Below are 16,524 nucleotides of genomic sequence, written 5' to 3' on the forward strand. Positions count from 1 at the left end.
ATCTGTAAGGTAACTGCCTCGCTGTCTTGGTGAAGCAGGTTTAAATAAAAATATGATTGGAGAAGACGCATGAAAGCAACATTCACGAAATTAAAAGTAGCAAGTCTCGCTGTTTCCGCTGCACTGGCTGGTTTTGCGCTGAATGCAAATGCGCAAGTATCTGGTGATACGGTCAAGATCGGTTTCATCACCGATATTTCTGGCCTGTATTCTGATATCGATGGCCAGGGTGGCGCAGAAGCCATCAAGATGGCGATTGCCGATTTTGGCGGCACGGTTCTGGGCAAGAAAATTGAACTGGTCACAGCCGATCATCAAAACAAGGCCGATATCGCAGCCAGCCGCGCACGTGAATGGTTTGACCGCGATGGCGTCGATATGCTGATCGGTGGTACCAATTCAGGTACAGCCTTGTCCATGTCCAAAGTGTCTGCTGAAAAGAAACGCATCTTCATCTCTATCGGTGCTGGTACTGCCCGCCTGACCAATGAAGAATGCACAGCAAACACAATTCACTATGCTTACGACACCGTGGCCCTGGCAAAAGGCACGGGTTCTGCCGTTGTCAAACAAGGTGGCAAAAGCTGGTATTTCCTGACGGCTGATTATGCCTTTGGTGCCTCGCTGGAAGGTGATACCGCCAATGTGGTCAAAGCCAATGGCGGCACAGTCGCAGGTTCAGTCAAACATCCTTTGTCAGCATCTGACTTTTCTTCTTTCCTGTTGCAGGCACAAGCTTCCAAGGCACAAATCCTGGGTCTGGCAAATGCTGGCGGCGACACCATCAATGCGATTAAAGCGGCCAACGAATTTGGCGTCACCAAGACCATGAAACTGGCAGGCCTGCTGATGTTTATCAATGACATCCATTCCCTGGGTCTGAATGCCACTAACGGCATGTACCTGACCGACAGTTGGTACTGGAACCAGAATGAAGAAGCGCGCAAATGGTCACGCCGCTATTTCGAAAAGATGAAGAAAATGCCTTCCAGCCTGCAAGCCGCTGATTACTCTGCGACCCTGACTTACCTGAATGCCGTCAAGGCCGCAGGTACGGATGATACGGCCAAGGTCATGGAAAAACTGAAGGCTGCCAAGGTTAATGACATGTACGCCAAAAACGGTTATATCCGTGGCGACGGCAGCATGATCCATGACATGTACCTCATGCAGGTGAAGACCAGCGCCGAATCTAAAGAGCCTTGGGATTATTACAAAGTGGCGCAGACTATTCCGGGTGAGCAGGCATTTACCACCAAATCCGAATCCAAGTGCTCCCTCTGGAAATAAAATCCAATTTCCGGGCGCATAGCGGCGTTGCAAAGCCTCGCGATACTAAAGTATTGCTGTGTTTTGCGCCTTGCTCTGCATCCCGGTAATTGAATTTCAAGTTTGCCGTTGATTTACGTGAAGCATCGTTTAAAAACGATGCTTCGACTTTGTAAAAAGTAGAAACTGTCTTATCGGGAGACACAGAGGGTTTGATGAGAAGTTGATCAATGAGAGTTTGGTTTTCTCCTGATTTTCTCTGTGACTCTGTGTCTCTGTGTTGAGAGGTCTTCACCTTTCCATCCATTTTTTATTTAGCGTGCCATGGAAATATTTGGTATTCCGCTGCAAGCGATGCTGAGTCAGCTTTTGCTGGGCTTGGTCAACGGCTCGTTTTACGCGATGCTGTCTCTGGGGCTGGCTGTGATTTTTGGCTTGCTCAATGTAATTAATTTTGCTCATGGCGCCCTGTATATGATGGGGGCCTTCCTTGCATGGATGGGCATGAATTATTTTGGTATCAATTACTGGGTCATGCTGATTGCTGCGCCTTTGCTGGTGGGGCTGTTTGGCATCATCATAGAAAAGACCATGCTGCGCTGGTTGTACAAGCTTGATCATCTGTATGGCTTGCTGCTGACCTTTGGTATCACCCTGATGCTGGAAGGTGTGTTTCGCTCGGTGTACGGTGTGTCTGGTCAGCCATATCAGGTACCGGAAGCGCTGATGGGGGCGACCAATCTTGGCTTCATGATCCTGCCTAATTACCGTGCCTGGGTAGTGTTAGCTTCACTGGTGGTGTGCTTTGCGACCTGGTTCGTCATCGAAAAAACCAAGCTGGGTGCCTACTTGCGTGCCGGTACTGAAAACCCCAAACTGGTCGAAGCCTTTGGTGTCAATGTACCGCTGATGGTGACGCTGACTTATGGCTTCGGTGTGGCACTGGCGGCCTTTGCTGGTGTGCTGGCAGCACCCGTCATACAGGTGTCGCCGCTGATGGGTTCCAACCTGATTATCACGGTATTTGCGGTGGTGGTGATTGGTGGCATGGGCTCTATCCTGGGTTCGATTTTGACAGGTCTGGGCCTGGGCATTATCGAGGGTCTGACACGGGTGTTTTATCCTGAGTTGTCGGCCACTGTCGTGTTCATCGTCATGGCCATCGTCCTGATGATCCGCCCTGCCGGTTTGTTCGGTAAAGAAAAATGAACGGAGCCACCATGAATAAGAAAATCAGTTACGGCATTGCTTTTGCCCTGTTACTGGCGGCACCGTTTATAGTCTATCCGGTGTTCCTGATGAAGCTCTTGTGCTTCGCCCTGTTTGCCTGTGCTTTTAATTTGCTGATTGGTTTCACTGGCTTGCTGTCCTTTGGTCACGCTGCCTTCTTTGGTGCTGCTGGTTATATCGCTGGCTGGGCCTTGCGCGATGCCGGCTTGCCGACCGAGCTGGGTATCTTGCTTGGAGTAGGGGCTGCAGCCCTGATAGGCCTGTTGATGGGCGCACTGGCGATACGCCGCCAGGGTATTTACTTCACTATGATCACGCTAGCGCTGGCGCAGATGTTGTACTTCGTTTTCCTGCAAGCCAAGTTCACTGGTGGTGAAGATGGTCTGCAAGGTGTGCCACGTGGAAAGCTGCTGGGCATGGTGGATCTGAGTTCTGACCTGACGCTGTATTACTTTGTACTCGTGATCGCCATTGCCGGCTTTGCCATCGTCATGCGTACCGTGCATTCACCGTTCGGCCAGGTCTTGAAAGCCGTCAAGGAAAACGAACCGCGTGCCATTTCGCTGGGTTATGACGTAGACCGCTACAAACTCATGGCCTTCGTGCTGTCGGCAGCACTGGCAGGCCTGGCAGGTGCCACCAAAACCCTGGTACTCGGTTTTGAGACGCTGACGGACGTACACTGGTCCATGTCTGGCCTGGTAGTATTGATGACGCTGGTGGGTGGTCTGGGCACGCTGGTGGGCCCGATAGTGGGTGCCATTATCATCATCGCACTGGAAAACAAACTCGGTGATCTTGGTAACATGCTGGCAAACGTCACGACGATAGAATGGTTCCGCACCATAGGTGACTCAGTCACCATCGTTACTGGCCTGATTTTCATCGTCTGCGTACTGGCTTTCAGGCGTGGTATTGTGGGTGAATTGATGGCCTATGTTGAACGCAATGGCAAGGCCAAGGCCGGTTGAATGCTTTGAATTGCCAGTAGCAAAAAAGCCCCGTGAAGAAAATTCCCGGGGCTTTTTCTTTTCTTGAAGACTTAGTTGGCGACGTGCTTGTTATCTGCCAGCCTTTCCAACACTTGTCGTGCACTTGTTTTGATTATCGTAGTTTCGCTGGCATTGTTGACGAGGCTGGTCAGCAGCTGTTTCACGGTTTCAGCATTCGTGCCCGACTGCGCAATGGCAAAGATGGCTGCCTGGCGTACTTCTGGTATTTGATCATTCAGGGCAGTAGAAAAGTAATTGAGGCTGCTGTCGTTTTTATCCCATTGCGCGAGCTGTGAAATGCTGCGGCTTCTGACTGTGGCATCTGGATTTTCAGTCAGGCTTTGTAGTTGCCTGATCACGGCTGCAGTTGTTTTGGTATCGGCGCTGTCCAGCATATTGTTAGCGGGCTTGGGTGGCCCGTCAATTCCTGCTGGTGCAGGTGCTTTCAGTGCTGCCAATGCCTGCAGGGCGACGGCCGGTACTTGTTGATTATTCAGCGATAGCAGTATGAGTTCACGCTCTTCCTGCAGATTGATATTCAGGTTGCCCAGCATGGATAAAGCTGCTTTGCGTTGTCCGGCATCCAGGCTGCTGGCAAGCCGTCTTGATAAAGCCAATGTTTCTGCGCTGGGTATGCTGGCGAGCAGGTTGATGATGAGCTCCCTGCTGGCGGCGTATGTCTCACTGTCATACAGCGCCACCAGTTTTTTCAGGTAGTGCGGATTTTCTTGCGCGAGTTTTCGTAACTGATCCTGGGCATCTTCTTTTCCTTCAAGCTGGTCGGCAGGTGACAGGGCGCGTGCCCACAGCAAGTCAAATGGATCTGCTTTTTCTACGGGCATTGAGGCGCTGTTTGTATTTCCCCATAGCCTGGTGAACTGACCCAGAGTATGTGCTGCTTGGGTCGCAAGCTGTGCTTTGTCACTACCCCCATGCTTGGCGACTACTGGTGCTGGGCTGGCGGTGTCTGAAGGCAGCGTCATCCAGTTCATTGATATCAGGCTGGCCAGGGCAAGCAGGCTCAGCAAGAGCAGGATTTTTTTCATGGTTTGAAGCTGTCCTAATTTGGAAAAAGCCCTTGCAATAGCATTGTGCATGGATGATATGGACAACACCGTTTTATTGTACATGGGGACTTTTTCCATTTTGGTTATTGTGCCGGAGTTGCTTATTGAAATGCCAGGCTGGCCTGGGTATTGGTGGTGTAGTCCTTCAAACCGAAATGCCCCAGCCAGAAATCATAGGTCGCATTCTGCCCGTCGATATTGCTGGTATGCGAGCCATAGACAAAGCAACTGCCAAAACATACGACTTCATCGATATAGCTTTTGATGGAATACATTTTGCTGCCATAGCGTTTGTTCTTGACTGACAGGATCAGGGGGCTGTCGATAGCCAGGCCATTGCTGCCGCAAGTCGGCGTCACGACATTGAAAGGGTAGACGCCGCATGATCCCAGGCCGTGCTGGGCACCGGCGATGCCGATGAAGGAATTGACTGATGTTGCATACGCCAGTTCATTGATGGCCTTCATCGCCAGGGTCACACCCATGGAATGGCCGATGACATCTATCCTGCCAGTGCAAGATGCTGCCTTGGCAGCCTGCAAGGATGCTTTCACCGGATTGGTATTGGCGGCGCCGTGGTCATTGACGGCAGGATTGGTTTTCGATCCCCAGTTGGGGCGATATAGCTGGGCATCGACATAACCCTGGTTTTTCAGGGTGGTGACGGTGGCATTCCAGTCTGACGGTGAACCTGCGTTGCCGTGTACCAGTACCACATTGTCGAGGCAAGCTGCGTTGCTGGCGCAGGCGATAAAACCGAAGCCCATTGTGATGAGCACCCGGGTGAGTGTGTGGTGTTGCATGGTGATGTCTCCTGTTGTGTTTTTATGTAGTCCCGCGCTTTGGTGCGCAGGAAAAAACAGGGTAGGAGCATGTCGCTATGACCACCACTATCTATTCAGATAGTGGCAAGGATGTGCTGGCGTCAGTTTTTATGCGAGGCTAACAGCAAGCCCAGCTCATAGGCTTTGGCGACAGCGTGTACGCGGCTGCGTACATCCAGTTTGGCGAAGATCTGGTCGATGTGATATTTGACGTTGACTTCGGTGAGTTCAAGGATGGTGGCTATTTCCCAGTTGGTTTTGCCTTCGTGCATCCAGTGCAGGATTTCTCTTTGCCGCTCACTGAGGGTTTTATTATTGATACCGGGTCTGACGGGAAATTCTTCTACCTTAGTTAGGGCGTGTGCAAGTGCCAGGTGCAGATGAGGTGTCAACAAGGCCAGCAGATAAGCGTGCTGATGACTGACTTCAAAAGGCAGATTTGTGAAGATGAAATAGCTGGAAAAATGCCCGCTCAGGTCCAGCATGCCATGGGCAACGGTGTTATGCATTTTCTGCTTCTTGAATGAGGCCAGCCATTCTGCGGGGACTGCATGATCATCACGCCCCGTCTGGAAGAAAACCGGTTCCTGTGTTTCCCGCCATTTTTGCATCAAGGGACTATTTGCCCGGCCTTTGCTGTCGAGCAGGGATTGATAATAGTGGTAGCTCTCTGCCGGGCAATTGAACTGCAATAATTTATGTACATAGTTGCCCCGCGGGCTGACCCCACCTACGCCGCAGACCATCATTTCATGCGGCAAGACTTCGCGCAATATGCCTTGTGCGATCAGACTGAAGTCATCTGCATTGCGGGTTTCTGCACAAGCCATGATGATGGGCAGTATGGATGTCCTGGAGAGTTGCTCTGCAAAGTTCACCATGTCTGGATTCGTCCTTCAGGCTACTTTAAATTTGCGTGATGGGTGGGAGATGCTACGGATGCTGGCGCTGATATAGGGTGGATGGCGCATGGATGCTTACCCATGCGCCACCTTCATACTTACAAGGCTGCTGCGTAGATCGCCCTGGCATCTTCCTTCGTCACTTCACGTGGATTATTTCCAAGCAGGCGCGTTTGCAGCATGGCGTCGCTGGCGAGTTGATCGAGATCTTGCGCAGTGACACCAACCTGGCTCAGGCGGGTTTCTATGCCTACTCGGGTTGCCAGGTCTTCCATGGCCTTGATCATGGCGTGGCAACGCTGCTCTGCCGTTCCTGTGGCTGCTGGTGCGATGATGGCGGCCAGCTCAGCGTACAGTTCAGCTGCATGGCTGGCATTGAAGCGCAGTACATGGGGCAAGACCAGGGAATTCGACAAACCATGTGGCACATGGAAGATGCCACCTACCGGGTAGGCCAGCGCATGCACTGCCGCGCAGGGCGCATTGGCAAAAGACTGCCCGGCCAGCATGGCACCGAGCAGCATGGACTGCCTTGCCGCCAGGTTGTTGCCATTGGTACAGGCTTCGTCAATATTGTTCCAGAGTAATTTTAAAGCCTGTACCGCCAGCATGTCGGACAGCGGGTTCTTTTTATGTTTTGTCGTATAGGCTTCTATCGCATGCACCATGGCATCGATGCCGGTGGCGGCGGTGACCTTGGGTGGCAAGCCTGTTGTCAGGTGTGCATCAAGGATGGCGATGTCGGCATATAGCTGTGGCGCGACCACGCCCATCTTGGTGGTGGCACCGGTGGTGACTATAGAGATAGGGGTAACTTCAGAACCAGTACCAGCCGTGGTCGGGATTTGTATCAACGGCAGGCGCTTGCCTTTGACATTACCTATGCCATACATGGTGGACAGGCTTTGATCGCTGCCAGCCAGGATGGCGATGAGTTTGGCCACGTCCATGGAGCTGCCGCCACCCAGACCGACGACCAGTTCCACTTGCAGGCTACGGGCATTCTCGACTGCCTGCAAAACGATAGCTTCTGGTGGGTCGGCAATCACGTCGGAGAAAATACTGACTTTGAGTTGTTCCGTTTCCAGGCTGTCTATCACTGGCTGTACCAGGCCAGTACGCAGGAAACCGGCATCGGTCACCAGCAGTACATGGCTAATCGCTGGAAATTCCTGGCGTATGATTTTACCCAGGCGCGTTGCTGCACCGGTTTGGCTGATCAGGCTGGGGACGGTTCTGAATTCAAAGTCGTTCATATTTACATTTTCCGATTGTGGCTAGATGTTTAAAAGTAGTGAAGCAAGATGTGATTCCAATCTGTTAGTGCGTTTCTGTTCTGATTTAATACCTGGTCTTCATCGTACTATATACGGGAAGCAGTTGCTTGCATCTTGCTTGTTCCTCACTTGTGTCCTTTGTTTGTATCTTTAATTTACGATGATTTCTGGTTACCTATGGATATAGTTTTGCTTGGTTTTGCGGCTTTCTTTGCCGGATTTGTTGATTCCATCGTTGGCGGCGGTGGGCTGGTTCAGGTGCCAGCCTTGTTTTCTTTCTTGCCGGGAACGGCTCCTGCAACGCTCTTGGGTACCAACAAGATGGCTGGCATCTGGGGTACGACAGTGGCGGCTGCTCGCTATATGAAGACAGTGAGTTTGCGCTGGAGCATGGTGGTACCAGCCGCCATGATGGCTTTTGCGTTTTCTTTCGCCGGAGCTTTTCTGGTAACGCACATCCCGCCTACCTATTTGCGTAAGGCATTACCTTTTATTTTGTTGGCCGTAGCTGTCTATACCTTCAAGAAAAAAGAGTTCGGGGCTGACAATAAGCCTGTGTTTGTGGGTAGCAAGGAGACTTATATGGCTATGCTGGTGGGAGCAGGCATAGGGTTTTACGATGGCTTCTTTGGGCCAGGTACGGGCAGTTTCTTCATGTTTTTGTTCGTTCGTATCTTCGGCTATGACTTCCTCCGAGCCTCTGCGGCTGCCAAAGTATTAAATGTCGCATGCAATACCGCAGCGCTCATCTGGTTTGGTTATAGTGGTCACGTACTCTGGATGCTGGGTTTGACGATGGCAGTATGTGGTGTTGGTGGCTCAATTTTAGGTAGTCATTTGGCAATAAAACACGGCACTTCATTCGTTCGCAAGATGTTTCTTGGCGTGGTGGTGGCGCTGATATGCAAGACAACTTACGATGGTTTTCTCAAATAGCTGTGTTTCACGTGAAACAGTCGGAAGGTAAAAAAAACGGGGCTTCGGCCCCTTTTTTTATGTCTTGATACTCATGTTTCACGTGAAACATAGATCTAAATAAAAAGAGAATCTTTAGCTCGTCAAAGTTTGCACTGCAAAACAAACTATAATCGAGCCTCATCTCCTAGATTCTCAGAAATCCACCATGTTTTATCCTAAAGAATTCGATGTCATCGTCGTCGGCGGCGGTCACGCCGGTACTGAAGCTGCACTCGCTGCTGCCCGTATGGGGCAGTCCACACTGTTGTTGACCCATAATATCGAGACCCTGGGTCAGATGTCCTGCAACCCATCCATAGGTGGGATAGGTAAGGGGCATCTGGTTAAAGAGGTCGATGCCATGGGGGGTGCCATGGCGATAGCCACTGATGAGGCAGGCATACAATTCCGTATCCTGAATTCATCCAAAGGCCCGGCGGTGCGCGCCACTCGTGCCCAGGCTGACCGGATTTTGTACAAGCAAGCGATACGTAGTCGCCTGGAAAATCAGCCAAATTTGTGGTTGTTCCAGCAGGCTGTTGATGATTTGCTGGTCGAAGGAAGTCGCGTTGTCGGTGCCGTGACCCAGGTTGGCATCCGTTTCCGCGCCCGTGCAGTCGTGCTGACAGCAGGTACTTTCCTTGATGGGAAGATACACGTGGGCTTGAATAACTACTCCGCAGGCCGAGCCGGTGACCCACCAGCGATCTCTTTGTCTGCTCGTTTGAAAGAGCTGGCGCTACCACAAGGCCGTTTGAAGACTGGTACGCCGCCACGCATAGACGGTCGCAGCATCGATTTTTCGCTCATGCAAGAGCAGCCAGGTGATCTTGATCCTGTGCCGGTGTTCTCGTACATGGGTAATGCCAGCATGCATCCAAGGCAGTTGCCATGCTGGATCACGCACACTAATGAAAAAACCCATGACATTATCCGTGCTGGTCTGGATCGCAGCCCCATGTACACGGGTGTTATTGAAGGGGTAGGTCCACGCTATTGTCCATCGATAGAAGACAAAATACATCGCTTCGCCAGCAAGGAATCGCACCAGATTTTCCTGGAGCCTGAAGGCCTGACGACCAATGAGTTTTACCCTAATGGTATCTCTACCAGCCTGCCTTTTGATGTGCAGCTGGATCTCGTACGTTCCATGCGCGGTATGGAAAGCGCTTACATCCTGCGCCCTGGCTATGCGATTGAATATGATTATTTTGATCCGCGTGGTTTGAAATCATCGCTGGAAACCCGCCAGATTGAAGGTCTGTTCTTTGCCGGGCAGATCAATGGCACGACCGGTTACGAAGAAGCAGCAGCCCAGGGCATGTTGGCTGGCCTGAATGCTGCCCTGAAAACTCAGGGTAAAGAAGCCTGGGTGCCACGTCGTGATGAAGCTTATCTGGGTGTGCTGGTAGATGATCTGATTACCAAGGGTGTGCAAGAACCCTACCGCATGTTTACCAGCCGTGCTGAATTCCGCCTGAGTTTGCGTGAAGATAATGCCGATATGCGCCTGACTGAGATAGGCCGCCAACTGGGTTGTGTCAGCGATGCCCAATGGCAGCAGTTTGAAGAAAAGCGTGAAAGTGTTTCGCGTGAAATGGAAAGACTGCGCTCTACCTGGGTCAATCCGCGCATCCTGGCCGACGTCGAAGCCGAGCGCGTTGTTGGCAAGGCTTTGGAGCGTGAGTATTCCCTGGCTGATTTACTGCGTCGCCCGCAAGTGACTTATGACAGTCTGATGAGTTTGCAAGGTGTGGAAGGGCAGGAGCTGGCCGGGCCAGGTGTGCTCGATCCACATGTGCGCGAGCAGGTTGAGATACAGGTCAAATATGCCGGTTACATAGACAGGCAGGCCAAAGAGGTTGAGCGCCATGCGCATTTTGAAAACCTCAAAATGCCGGCCAATTTTGATTACATGGAAGTGAACGGGCTTTCCATCGAAGTCCGGCAAAAGCTGAATAAGCACCAGCCTGAGAGCCTGGGTCAATGTGGTCGTATTTCCGGCGTGACGCCTGCGGCAATTTCCTTGCTATTAGTCCATTTGAAGAAGCGCGGTTTTAAAGAGTTCATGGCAAATGCAGATGTTGTCGTCGAGGGCCAGGCTGAGTGATTCACGTGGAACATCAAACTACGCCCGTGTCTTGCAAGTGCTTTGGCATCTGCACGTATTCAGGCGATGAAAAAAAAACGAAAACAAAAATTGAAATGAAAAACAAGAAATTAATCGAGGACCAGGCCGTATGATTCACGTGGAACAAGCACAGTTACGATCGATGTTACAGAGCGGTGTTGAGGAGTTATCGCTGGATCTAAATAATGATCAAATTGATAATATGATTGCATATTTGACATTGTTGTCAAAATGGAACTCTGTTTACAACCTAACGGCTATCCGTGACCCCAAAGAAATGGTCAAACAACATTTGCTGGATTCGCTTTCTGCAGCGCCGGCATTCAAGGATGCAAAAAATATACTGGATGTGGGAGCAGGTGGCGGTTTGCCCGGTATGATGCTGGCCATCACTTATCCACAGGCAAAAGTGTCCATGATAGATACGGTCAGTAAAAAGACCGCCTTTCTGACCCAGGCAAAGACTGAGCTGGGTTTGAGGAATGTTACTGTCCATACCGGCAGGGTAGAAGCCTTGCAGGTCAAAGAGCCATTTGACGTCATCACTTCACGCGCATTTTCTGAGCTGGCTAATTTTGTCAATTGGTCTGGTCATCTGCTGGCAGATGGCGGCCAGTTCATTGCAATGAAGGGCGTACAACCTAAGCAGGAAATAGACAGCCTTCCTGCTGGCTGGCATGTGGATAAGTTGCAAGCTTTGACGGTGCCTGGTTTGCAGGCAGAACGTCACCTCGTCTTTATCAAGAAAACCCAGGCCTGATCTCACGGAAACCTCTATGGCAAAAATCTTTTGTGTAGCAAACCAAAAAGGTGGCGTGGGTAAAACCACCACTACCGTCAATCTCGCCGCAGGCCTGGCGAAACTCGATCAACGCGTCTTACTGGTTGATCTCGATCCCCAGGGTAATGCCACCATGGGCGCAGGTATCAACAAGGCCAAGCTGACTGCTTCCATCTATGAAGTCTTGCTGGGTATGTCGGATGTGACAACGGCCAAACTGCGTTCTGAATCTGGCCGCTTTGATGTTCTCCCCGCTAACCGAGAGCTGGCAGGTGCTGAAGTAGAAATGGTCTCGCTGGATAACCGCGACAAGCGCCTGCGTGAAGCCCTGGCCAAGGTCGATGCTGACTATGACTTCATCCTCATCGATTGTCCGCCAGCCTTGTCGCTGCTGACCCTGAATGGCCTATGCGCCGCTCATGGAGTGATTATCCCCATGCAGTGTGAATACTATGCGCTTGAGGGTTTGTCCGATCTGGCCAATACCATCAAGAAAGTCTCTGCCAATCTCAACCCAGACTTGAAGATAGTCGGCCTGCTGCGTGTGATGTTTGACCCACGGATGACACTGTCGCAACAAGTCTCCGACCAGCTGGAACAGCATTTCGGCGACAAGGTCTTCAAGACCCTGATCCCGCGCAATGTGCGTCTGGCAGAAGCACCATCTTACGGCATCCCCGGCGTGGTGTTTGATCCTGCATCCAAAGGGGCGCAAGCCTATATTGCCTTTGGTGCAGAGATGGTGGAAAGAATTAAACAACTGGAAAAATAAGTATGTCGATCAAAAAACAAAAAGGTCTGGGCCGTGGCCTGGACGCCTTGCTCGGCGGTGCCGCCGACTTTGCCGAAGCCGTGCCTACAGTCACTGGTGCCCCTACCAGCCTCAACGTGGCACAAATGCAGGCTGGCAAGTACCAACCCCGTACCCGCATGGACGAAGGCGCACTGGCCGAGCTGGCTGCCTCCATCAAGGCTCAGGGTTTGATGCAACCTATCCTGGTTCGCCCTATAGGACAAAACAATGGCGTGACCCGTTACGAAATCATTGCCGGTGAACGCCGCTTCCGCGCTTCGCAAATGGCAGGCATGGATGAAGTACCGGTACTGGTCAAGGATGTGGATGACCAGGCCGCCGCCGCCATGGCCCTCATCGAGAACATGCAGCGTGAAGACTTGAATCCCCTGGAAGAAGCCCAGGGTATACACAGGTTGATCACCGACTTTGCTTTCACCCACGAGCAGGCAGCCAATGCAGTAGGGCGCTCCCGCAGCGCTGTATCGAACCTGTTGCGTCTGCTGAACTTGGCCAAACCCGTGCAAACGATGCTGATGGCTGGTGACATCGACATGGGTCATGCCCGTTCCCTACTGGTCACAGATGCTGCCACACAGATACAACTGGCTAACCAGATCGTTGCCAAACGCATGTCTGTCCGTGAAGCGGAAAAACTGGTAGCCAAGACCACGGCTGAGATGAGTGCCAATGGCAAGCCGCGTGACAAGGCAGAAAAATCCCGCGACATCACCCGTCTTGAAGAAGAATTATCCGACTTGCTGGCAACCCAGGTTGCCCTGAAACTGGGCAGCAAGGGCAGGGGACAAATGCTGATAGACTTTGCCGATCTGGATAGCCTGGACGGCATCATCCTGAAAATTCGCGGACAGTAAAAAGACTTGATCCATGCAGATACTGACTTTACCCGGCCTTTATAGCTCTGGTCCCGGCCACTGGCAAACACGCTGGGAAGCCGAATTACCGAATGTAAAAAGAGTAGAGCAACAAGACTGGGATAATCCAGTCAAGGATGTGTGGGTCGCCACTTTATCAGCTGCTGTCAATGCAGTGCCTGACGAAGTGGTGCTGGTTGCGCATAGCATGGGTTGTGCGCTGACGGCCTGGTGGCTGGCGTCAGATATGCCCGGCGTTGTGGATAAAAGCAAAGTCAGGGCGGCATTCCTGGTGGCTCCACCAAATGTGGGCAGGGAAAATTTCCCCGCACCCACATTTAATCCCATGCCGCAGATCCGGTTTCCGTTTCCGGTTGTCGTGGTAGCATCCAGCGACGACCCCTGGTGCGACCTGTCAATTGCACAAGCCTGGGCAAAAAGCTGGGGGGCGGTGCTGCACCTGATCGGTGCGAAAGGCCATATCAATGGCGATTCCGGACTGGGTAGCTGGAAGCAAGGCCAGGACTGGCTCAACACATTAATCACAAAAACGGCAAAGCCAGTACAATAATAAAAAAGCACCAAAATGTTGCATTTTGGTGCTATGCACCAAACGTTTGACGATATACATCAAACGTTTGACGTTATTACGCACAACCACGTATAATTCCGTGGTTTTGATAGGCGAGGATTTGCGCTGCCCGGTTATATCGTGGCAAGACAAACAAATTCAATGCCTGACCGTAAAAATAGGCTTTACGCAAAATTATCCGGCAACGTATAGCGCTGCTATACATTACAAGCCGCAATGTCCCAGAGGCAATTTTGCGTAAGTCCTAAATAGTGAGGGAAGCATGGCACGTATCGTACTGCTGCAAATGCTGGCAGCCGTGGTCGTGACCGTGCTGGCCGGTATCATAGGTGGTTTTCCCCTCGCACTTTCTGCCCTGGTAGGTGGATTGTGTTGTGCGATTCCAAATGCTTTTTTTGCGTTGCGCTTGAGTATCAGCGCCCGGAAGCCTGGAGGAGCCAACCCGGTGAGTTTTTTCATCGGTGAATTTATCAAGATTGCATTGACAATTGCGCTGATGGCTGCAGTTGTCTTCTGGTACCGCGATGTCAACTGGCCGGCTTTTCTGATCGCCTTCATCGTAGTGCTGAAAAGTTATTTTATTTTACTATTTAGACAACGACCATGAGCGCAACCGAGCACGCCCCAACCGCGTCAGAATATATTGTTCATCACCTTGGACATTTTTCGACCAAACATCAAGACAAGATCGTTGATTTTTCCATCTTCAATATGGATACCATTTTTTGGTCCATTTTTGCAGGTGTACTTGGCAGCCTGATTTTGTTCCTGGCTGCACGTAAAGCCACTTCTGGAGTTCCAGGCCGCTTCCAGGCAGCTGTAGAAATCCTGGTAGAAATGGTGGAAGAACAATCCAAGGGCATTGTCCACGGTGACCGTAGCTTTATCGCTCCGTTGGCCTTGACTGTATTTGTCTGGGTTGCCCTGATGAACTCACTGGATTTCCTGCCAGTGGATCTGTTTTCCGGTTTGTTTGCATTGTTGGGTGTTGAGCATATATTCACCCACCATCGCGTAGTGCCGACTGCTGATTTGAATGGCACCCTGGGCATATCTCTGGGCGTGCTGGCACTGATGCTGTATTACAGTATCAAGATCAAAGGTCTGGGTGGCTTCCTGCATGAATTGGTTTCTGCGCCTTTCGGTATCAAGATGGCACCGTTCAATCTGATCTTGCAATTGATTGAATTTGCTGCAAAAACTGTATCCCTGGGTATGCGACTGTTCGGTAACATGTTTGCGGGTGAATTGTTGTTCCTGTTGATCGCTTTGCTGGGTTCGATGGCAACAGTATTTGGCGTGTTTGGTCATTTGGTTGCAGGTTCCATTTGGGCAATCTTCCACATTTTGATCGTATTCTTGCAAGCCTTCATTTTCATGATGCTGACACTGGTATATATCGGCCAGGCGCACGAGTCTCACTAAGTTTTGCGAAGTTTTTGTAGTAGTAACAGTTTTGGTTTTTGGTTTTTTGGTTTTAGCTTTTTATTATTTTTAACTTTTAAGGAAATGTCATGACTGATTTATCTTTTGTTGCTTTGGCTTGCGGTTTGATCATCGGCTTGGGCGCTATCGGTGCTTGTATCGGTATCGCTATCATGGGTGGTAAATACCTGGAAGCATCTGCTCGTCAACCAGAATTGATGAACACATTGCAAACTAAGATGTTCTTGCTGGCTGGTCTGATCGATGCTGCGTTCCTGATCGGTGTTGGTATCGCTATGCTGTTTGCATTCGCTAACCCATTTAAATAATCAGTTCTTCCTTCTACTGCCGGGAGCATTTGCTTCCGGCTTGATCCATTTAGATAAGGAATTACCGTGAACTTAAACGCAACATTGTTCGTTCAGTTTGGGGTTTTCTTCATCTTGGCAATGTTCACAATGAAATTTGTGTGGCCGCCACTGATGAACGCGCTCGACGAGCGTGCGAAGAAAATCGCAGACGGACTGGCTGCCTCCGATAAAGCGCAAAAAACATTGCAAGACGGTGCCAAAGCGGCTCTAGACGCATTGAATGCTGCTCGTGAAGAAGGCCAAAAACAGATCCTCAACGCAGAACAACGCGCTGCCAAGATTGTTGACGAAGCCAAAAACACAGCCGCTGCTGAAGCTGCACGCATTCTTGCTGCTGCAAACGCCGATGCTGAAAATCAAGTGACCAAAGCACGCGAAGAATTGCGCGACCAGGTTGCCACGCTGGCAGTCAAAGGTGCAGAACAAATTCTGAAACGTGAAGTCAACGCATCTGCTCACGCTGATCTGTTGAACCAACTGAAAACCGAGCTGTAATCATGGCCGAAATCGCAACGATCGCTCGTCCTTACGCAGAAGCGCTGTTTCGTGTTGCCCAAACCGGTAACCTGTCCGCCTGGTCGGAACTGGTTACCGAAATGGCACAGGTAGGTGCGCATCCCGATGTACAAGCTCTTGCACACAACCCCAAAGTCTCGGCTGATCAAAAAGCTGAGATTTTCTTGTCTGCGATCAAATCTCCAGTGACTGCTGAAGCGAAAAACTTCATCAACACACTTGCTGACTATGACCGCCTGACTCTGTTGCCGGAAATCGCTTTCCAGTTTCATGCTCTGAAAAACGCCTTCGAAGGCGCAGCAGATGCAGAAGTGACTAGCGCATTTGAATTGTCGGCAGCTCAGTTGAGCGAACTGGCAGTGACATTGGAAAAGAAATTTGGCCGCAAGTTGCACCCTACAGTCAAAGTGGATTCCTCTTTGATCGGTGGTGTACGCATCGTGGTTGGTGATCAGGTGCTCGACACGTCGGTTCGCGCGAAGCTGCAGAAAATGCACGTCGCCCTGACCGCGTAAGAACGTA

Annotated in this window: 18 protein-coding genes; 14 read left to right on the forward strand and 4 right to left on the reverse strand. The window is 51.0% G+C overall.

Annotated elements, in window-relative coordinates; genetic code table 11:
- The first annotated feature begins 69 nt into the window (after positions 1 to 69).
- The 3 genes from Q8K39_RS13280 to Q8K39_RS13290 all read left to right on the forward strand — a co-directional run bounded on the left by Q8K39_RS13280 (position 70) and on the right by Q8K39_RS13290 (position 3,470).
- The gene (locus tag Q8K39_RS13280; protein ID WP_305260841.1) at positions 70 to 1,290 is read left to right on the forward strand and encodes an ABC transporter substrate-binding protein; all 1,221 of its coding nucleotides are present in this window, start codon (positions 70 to 72) and stop codon (positions 1,288 to 1,290) included.
- 303 nt (positions 1,291 to 1,593) lie between these two features.
- The gene (locus Q8K39_RS13285; protein WP_305260843.1) at positions 1,594 to 2,478 is read left to right on the forward strand and encodes a branched-chain amino acid ABC transporter permease; all 885 of its coding nucleotides are present in this window, start codon (positions 1,594 to 1,596) and stop codon (positions 2,476 to 2,478) included.
- An 11-nt stretch (positions 2,479 to 2,489) separates the two neighbouring features.
- The gene (locus Q8K39_RS13290; protein WP_305260845.1) at positions 2,490 to 3,470 is read left to right on the forward strand and encodes a branched-chain amino acid ABC transporter permease; all 981 of its coding nucleotides are present in this window, start codon (positions 2,490 to 2,492) and stop codon (positions 3,468 to 3,470) included.
- A gap of 71 nt (positions 3,471 to 3,541) precedes the next feature.
- Here Q8K39_RS13290 and Q8K39_RS13295 read toward each other — a convergent pair whose 3' ends face one another.
- From Q8K39_RS13295 to Q8K39_RS13310, 4 genes are all read right to left on the reverse strand, one after another.
- Positions 3,542 to 4,537, reverse strand: a complete 996-nt coding sequence (locus Q8K39_RS13295) for a HEAT repeat domain-containing protein (RefSeq protein ID WP_305260847.1) — start codon at positions 4,535 to 4,537, stop codon at positions 3,542 to 3,544.
- Positions 4,538 to 4,659: 122 nt separating this feature from the next.
- Entirely contained in the window at positions 4,660 to 5,361 is a 702-nt protein-coding gene (locus Q8K39_RS13300) for an alpha/beta fold hydrolase (protein WP_305260849.1), read from the reverse strand.
- A 122-nt stretch (positions 5,362 to 5,483) separates the two neighbouring features.
- On the reverse strand, positions 5,484 to 6,263 hold the full coding sequence (locus Q8K39_RS13305; protein WP_305260851.1) for a response regulator transcription factor: 780 nt from the start codon (positions 6,261 to 6,263) through the stop codon (positions 5,484 to 5,486).
- Positions 6,264 to 6,382: 119 nt separating this feature from the next.
- Positions 6,383 to 7,540 (reverse strand): iron-containing alcohol dehydrogenase, encoded by a 1,158-nt coding sequence (locus Q8K39_RS13310; RefSeq protein ID WP_305260853.1) that lies wholly within the window; start codon positions 7,538 to 7,540, stop codon positions 6,383 to 6,385.
- 198 nt (positions 7,541 to 7,738) lie between these two features.
- Between Q8K39_RS13310 and Q8K39_RS13315 the strand changes: the two genes are divergently transcribed.
- From Q8K39_RS13315 to Q8K39_RS13365, 11 genes are all read left to right on the forward strand, one after another.
- Positions 7,739 to 8,497 (forward strand): TSUP family transporter, encoded by a 759-nt coding sequence (locus Q8K39_RS13315; protein WP_305260855.1) that lies wholly within the window; start codon positions 7,739 to 7,741, stop codon positions 8,495 to 8,497.
- 187 nt (positions 8,498 to 8,684) lie between these two features.
- Entirely contained in the window at positions 8,685 to 10,628 is a 1,944-nt protein-coding gene (gene mnmG / locus Q8K39_RS13320; protein ID WP_305260856.1) for a tRNA uridine-5-carboxymethylaminomethyl(34) synthesis enzyme MnmG, read from the forward strand.
- A gap of 130 nt (positions 10,629 to 10,758) precedes the next feature.
- A complete protein-coding gene (rsmG, locus tag Q8K39_RS13325) occupies positions 10,759 to 11,409 on the forward strand; it encodes a 16S rRNA (guanine(527)-N(7))-methyltransferase RsmG (RefSeq protein ID WP_305260858.1) in 651 nt (216 codons plus the stop codon).
- A gap of 16 nt (positions 11,410 to 11,425) precedes the next feature.
- Complete coding sequence (locus Q8K39_RS13330) at positions 11,426 to 12,202, forward strand: ParA family protein (protein WP_186954433.1); 777 nt, start codon at positions 11,426 to 11,428, stop codon at positions 12,200 to 12,202.
- Positions 12,203 to 12,204: 2 nt separating this feature from the next.
- Positions 12,205 to 13,098, forward strand: a complete 894-nt coding sequence (locus Q8K39_RS13335) for a ParB/RepB/Spo0J family partition protein (RefSeq protein ID WP_305260860.1) — start codon at positions 12,205 to 12,207, stop codon at positions 13,096 to 13,098.
- A 13-nt stretch (positions 13,099 to 13,111) separates the two neighbouring features.
- Positions 13,112 to 13,669 (forward strand): alpha/beta hydrolase, encoded by a 558-nt coding sequence (locus tag Q8K39_RS13340; protein WP_162061389.1) that lies wholly within the window; start codon positions 13,112 to 13,114, stop codon positions 13,667 to 13,669.
- A gap of 283 nt (positions 13,670 to 13,952) precedes the next feature.
- Complete coding sequence (locus tag Q8K39_RS13345; RefSeq protein WP_305260864.1) at positions 13,953 to 14,297, forward strand: ATP synthase subunit I; 345 nt, start codon at positions 13,953 to 13,955, stop codon at positions 14,295 to 14,297.
- The gene (atpB, locus tag Q8K39_RS13350; protein WP_162061387.1) at positions 14,294 to 15,115 is read left to right on the forward strand and encodes a F0F1 ATP synthase subunit A; all 822 of its coding nucleotides are present in this window, start codon (positions 14,294 to 14,296) and stop codon (positions 15,113 to 15,115) included. The genes Q8K39_RS13345 and atpB overlap by 4 nt, the downstream gene beginning before the upstream one ends.
- A gap of 89 nt (positions 15,116 to 15,204) precedes the next feature.
- On the forward strand, positions 15,205 to 15,444 hold the full coding sequence (gene atpE, locus Q8K39_RS13355) for a F0F1 ATP synthase subunit C (RefSeq protein ID WP_162019491.1): 240 nt from the start codon (positions 15,205 to 15,207) through the stop codon (positions 15,442 to 15,444).
- 66 nt (positions 15,445 to 15,510) lie between these two features.
- Positions 15,511 to 15,981, forward strand: coding sequence for a F0F1 ATP synthase subunit B (locus tag Q8K39_RS13360; protein WP_305260871.1), 471 nt, complete (start codon positions 15,511 to 15,513; stop codon positions 15,979 to 15,981).
- 2 nt (positions 15,982 to 15,983) lie between these two features.
- Positions 15,984 to 16,517, forward strand: a complete 534-nt coding sequence (locus Q8K39_RS13365) for a F0F1 ATP synthase subunit delta (RefSeq protein WP_186954437.1) — start codon at positions 15,984 to 15,986, stop codon at positions 16,515 to 16,517.
- Positions 16,518 to 16,524: the final 7 nt, after the last annotated feature.

The sequence above is a fragment of the Undibacterium sp. genome (assembly GCF_030683615.1).
In the GTDB taxonomy this organism is placed as follows: domain Bacteria; phylum Pseudomonadota; class Gammaproteobacteria; order Burkholderiales; family Burkholderiaceae_D; genus Undibacterium; species Undibacterium umbellatum.

What these genes read in the sequence shown, in the direction of transcription:
- Q8K39_RS13330 (WP_186954433.1), top strand. Translation starts at nt 11,426, where the DNA reads ATGGCAAAAATCTTTTGTGTAGCAAACCAAAAAGGTGGCGTGGGTAAA.
- mnmG (WP_305260856.1), top strand. Translation starts at nt 8,685, where the DNA reads ATGTTTTATCCTAAAGAATTCGATGTCATCGTCGTCGGCGGCGGTCAC.
- atpE (WP_162019491.1), top strand. Translation starts at nt 15,205, where the DNA reads ATGACTGATTTATCTTTTGTTGCTTTGGCTTGCGGTTTGATCATCGGC.
- Q8K39_RS13300 (WP_305260849.1), bottom strand. Translation starts at nt 5,361, where the DNA reads ATGCAACACCACACACTCACCCGGGTGCTCATCACAATGGGCTTCGGT.
- rsmG (WP_305260858.1), top strand. Translation starts at nt 10,759, where the DNA reads ATGATTCACGTGGAACAAGCACAGTTACGATCGATGTTACAGAGCGGT.
- Q8K39_RS13290 (WP_305260845.1), top strand. Translation starts at nt 2,490, where the DNA reads ATGAATAAGAAAATCAGTTACGGCATTGCTTTTGCCCTGTTACTGGCG.
- Q8K39_RS13295 (WP_305260847.1), bottom strand. Translation starts at nt 4,537, where the DNA reads ATGAAAAAAATCCTGCTCTTGCTGAGCCTGCTTGCCCTGGCCAGCCTG.
- Q8K39_RS13305 (WP_305260851.1), bottom strand. Translation starts at nt 6,263, where the DNA reads ATGGTGAACTTTGCAGAGCAACTCTCCAGGACATCCATACTGCCCATC.
- Q8K39_RS13285 (WP_305260843.1), top strand. Translation starts at nt 1,594, where the DNA reads ATGGAAATATTTGGTATTCCGCTGCAAGCGATGCTGAGTCAGCTTTTG.
- Q8K39_RS13365 (WP_186954437.1), top strand. Translation starts at nt 15,984, where the DNA reads ATGGCCGAAATCGCAACGATCGCTCGTCCTTACGCAGAAGCGCTGTTT.
- atpB (WP_162061387.1), top strand. Translation starts at nt 14,294, where the DNA reads ATGAGCGCAACCGAGCACGCCCCAACCGCGTCAGAATATATTGTTCAT.
- Q8K39_RS13345 (WP_305260864.1), top strand. Translation starts at nt 13,953, where the DNA reads ATGGCACGTATCGTACTGCTGCAAATGCTGGCAGCCGTGGTCGTGACC.
- Q8K39_RS13310 (WP_305260853.1), bottom strand. Translation starts at nt 7,540, where the DNA reads ATGAACGACTTTGAATTCAGAACCGTCCCCAGCCTGATCAGCCAAACC.
- Q8K39_RS13315 (WP_305260855.1), top strand. Translation starts at nt 7,739, where the DNA reads ATGGATATAGTTTTGCTTGGTTTTGCGGCTTTCTTTGCCGGATTTGTT.
- Q8K39_RS13340 (WP_162061389.1), top strand. Translation starts at nt 13,112, where the DNA reads ATGCAGATACTGACTTTACCCGGCCTTTATAGCTCTGGTCCCGGCCAC.
- Q8K39_RS13335 (WP_305260860.1), top strand. Translation starts at nt 12,205, where the DNA reads ATGTCGATCAAAAAACAAAAAGGTCTGGGCCGTGGCCTGGACGCCTTG.
- Q8K39_RS13280 (WP_305260841.1), top strand. Translation starts at nt 70, where the DNA reads ATGAAAGCAACATTCACGAAATTAAAAGTAGCAAGTCTCGCTGTTTCC.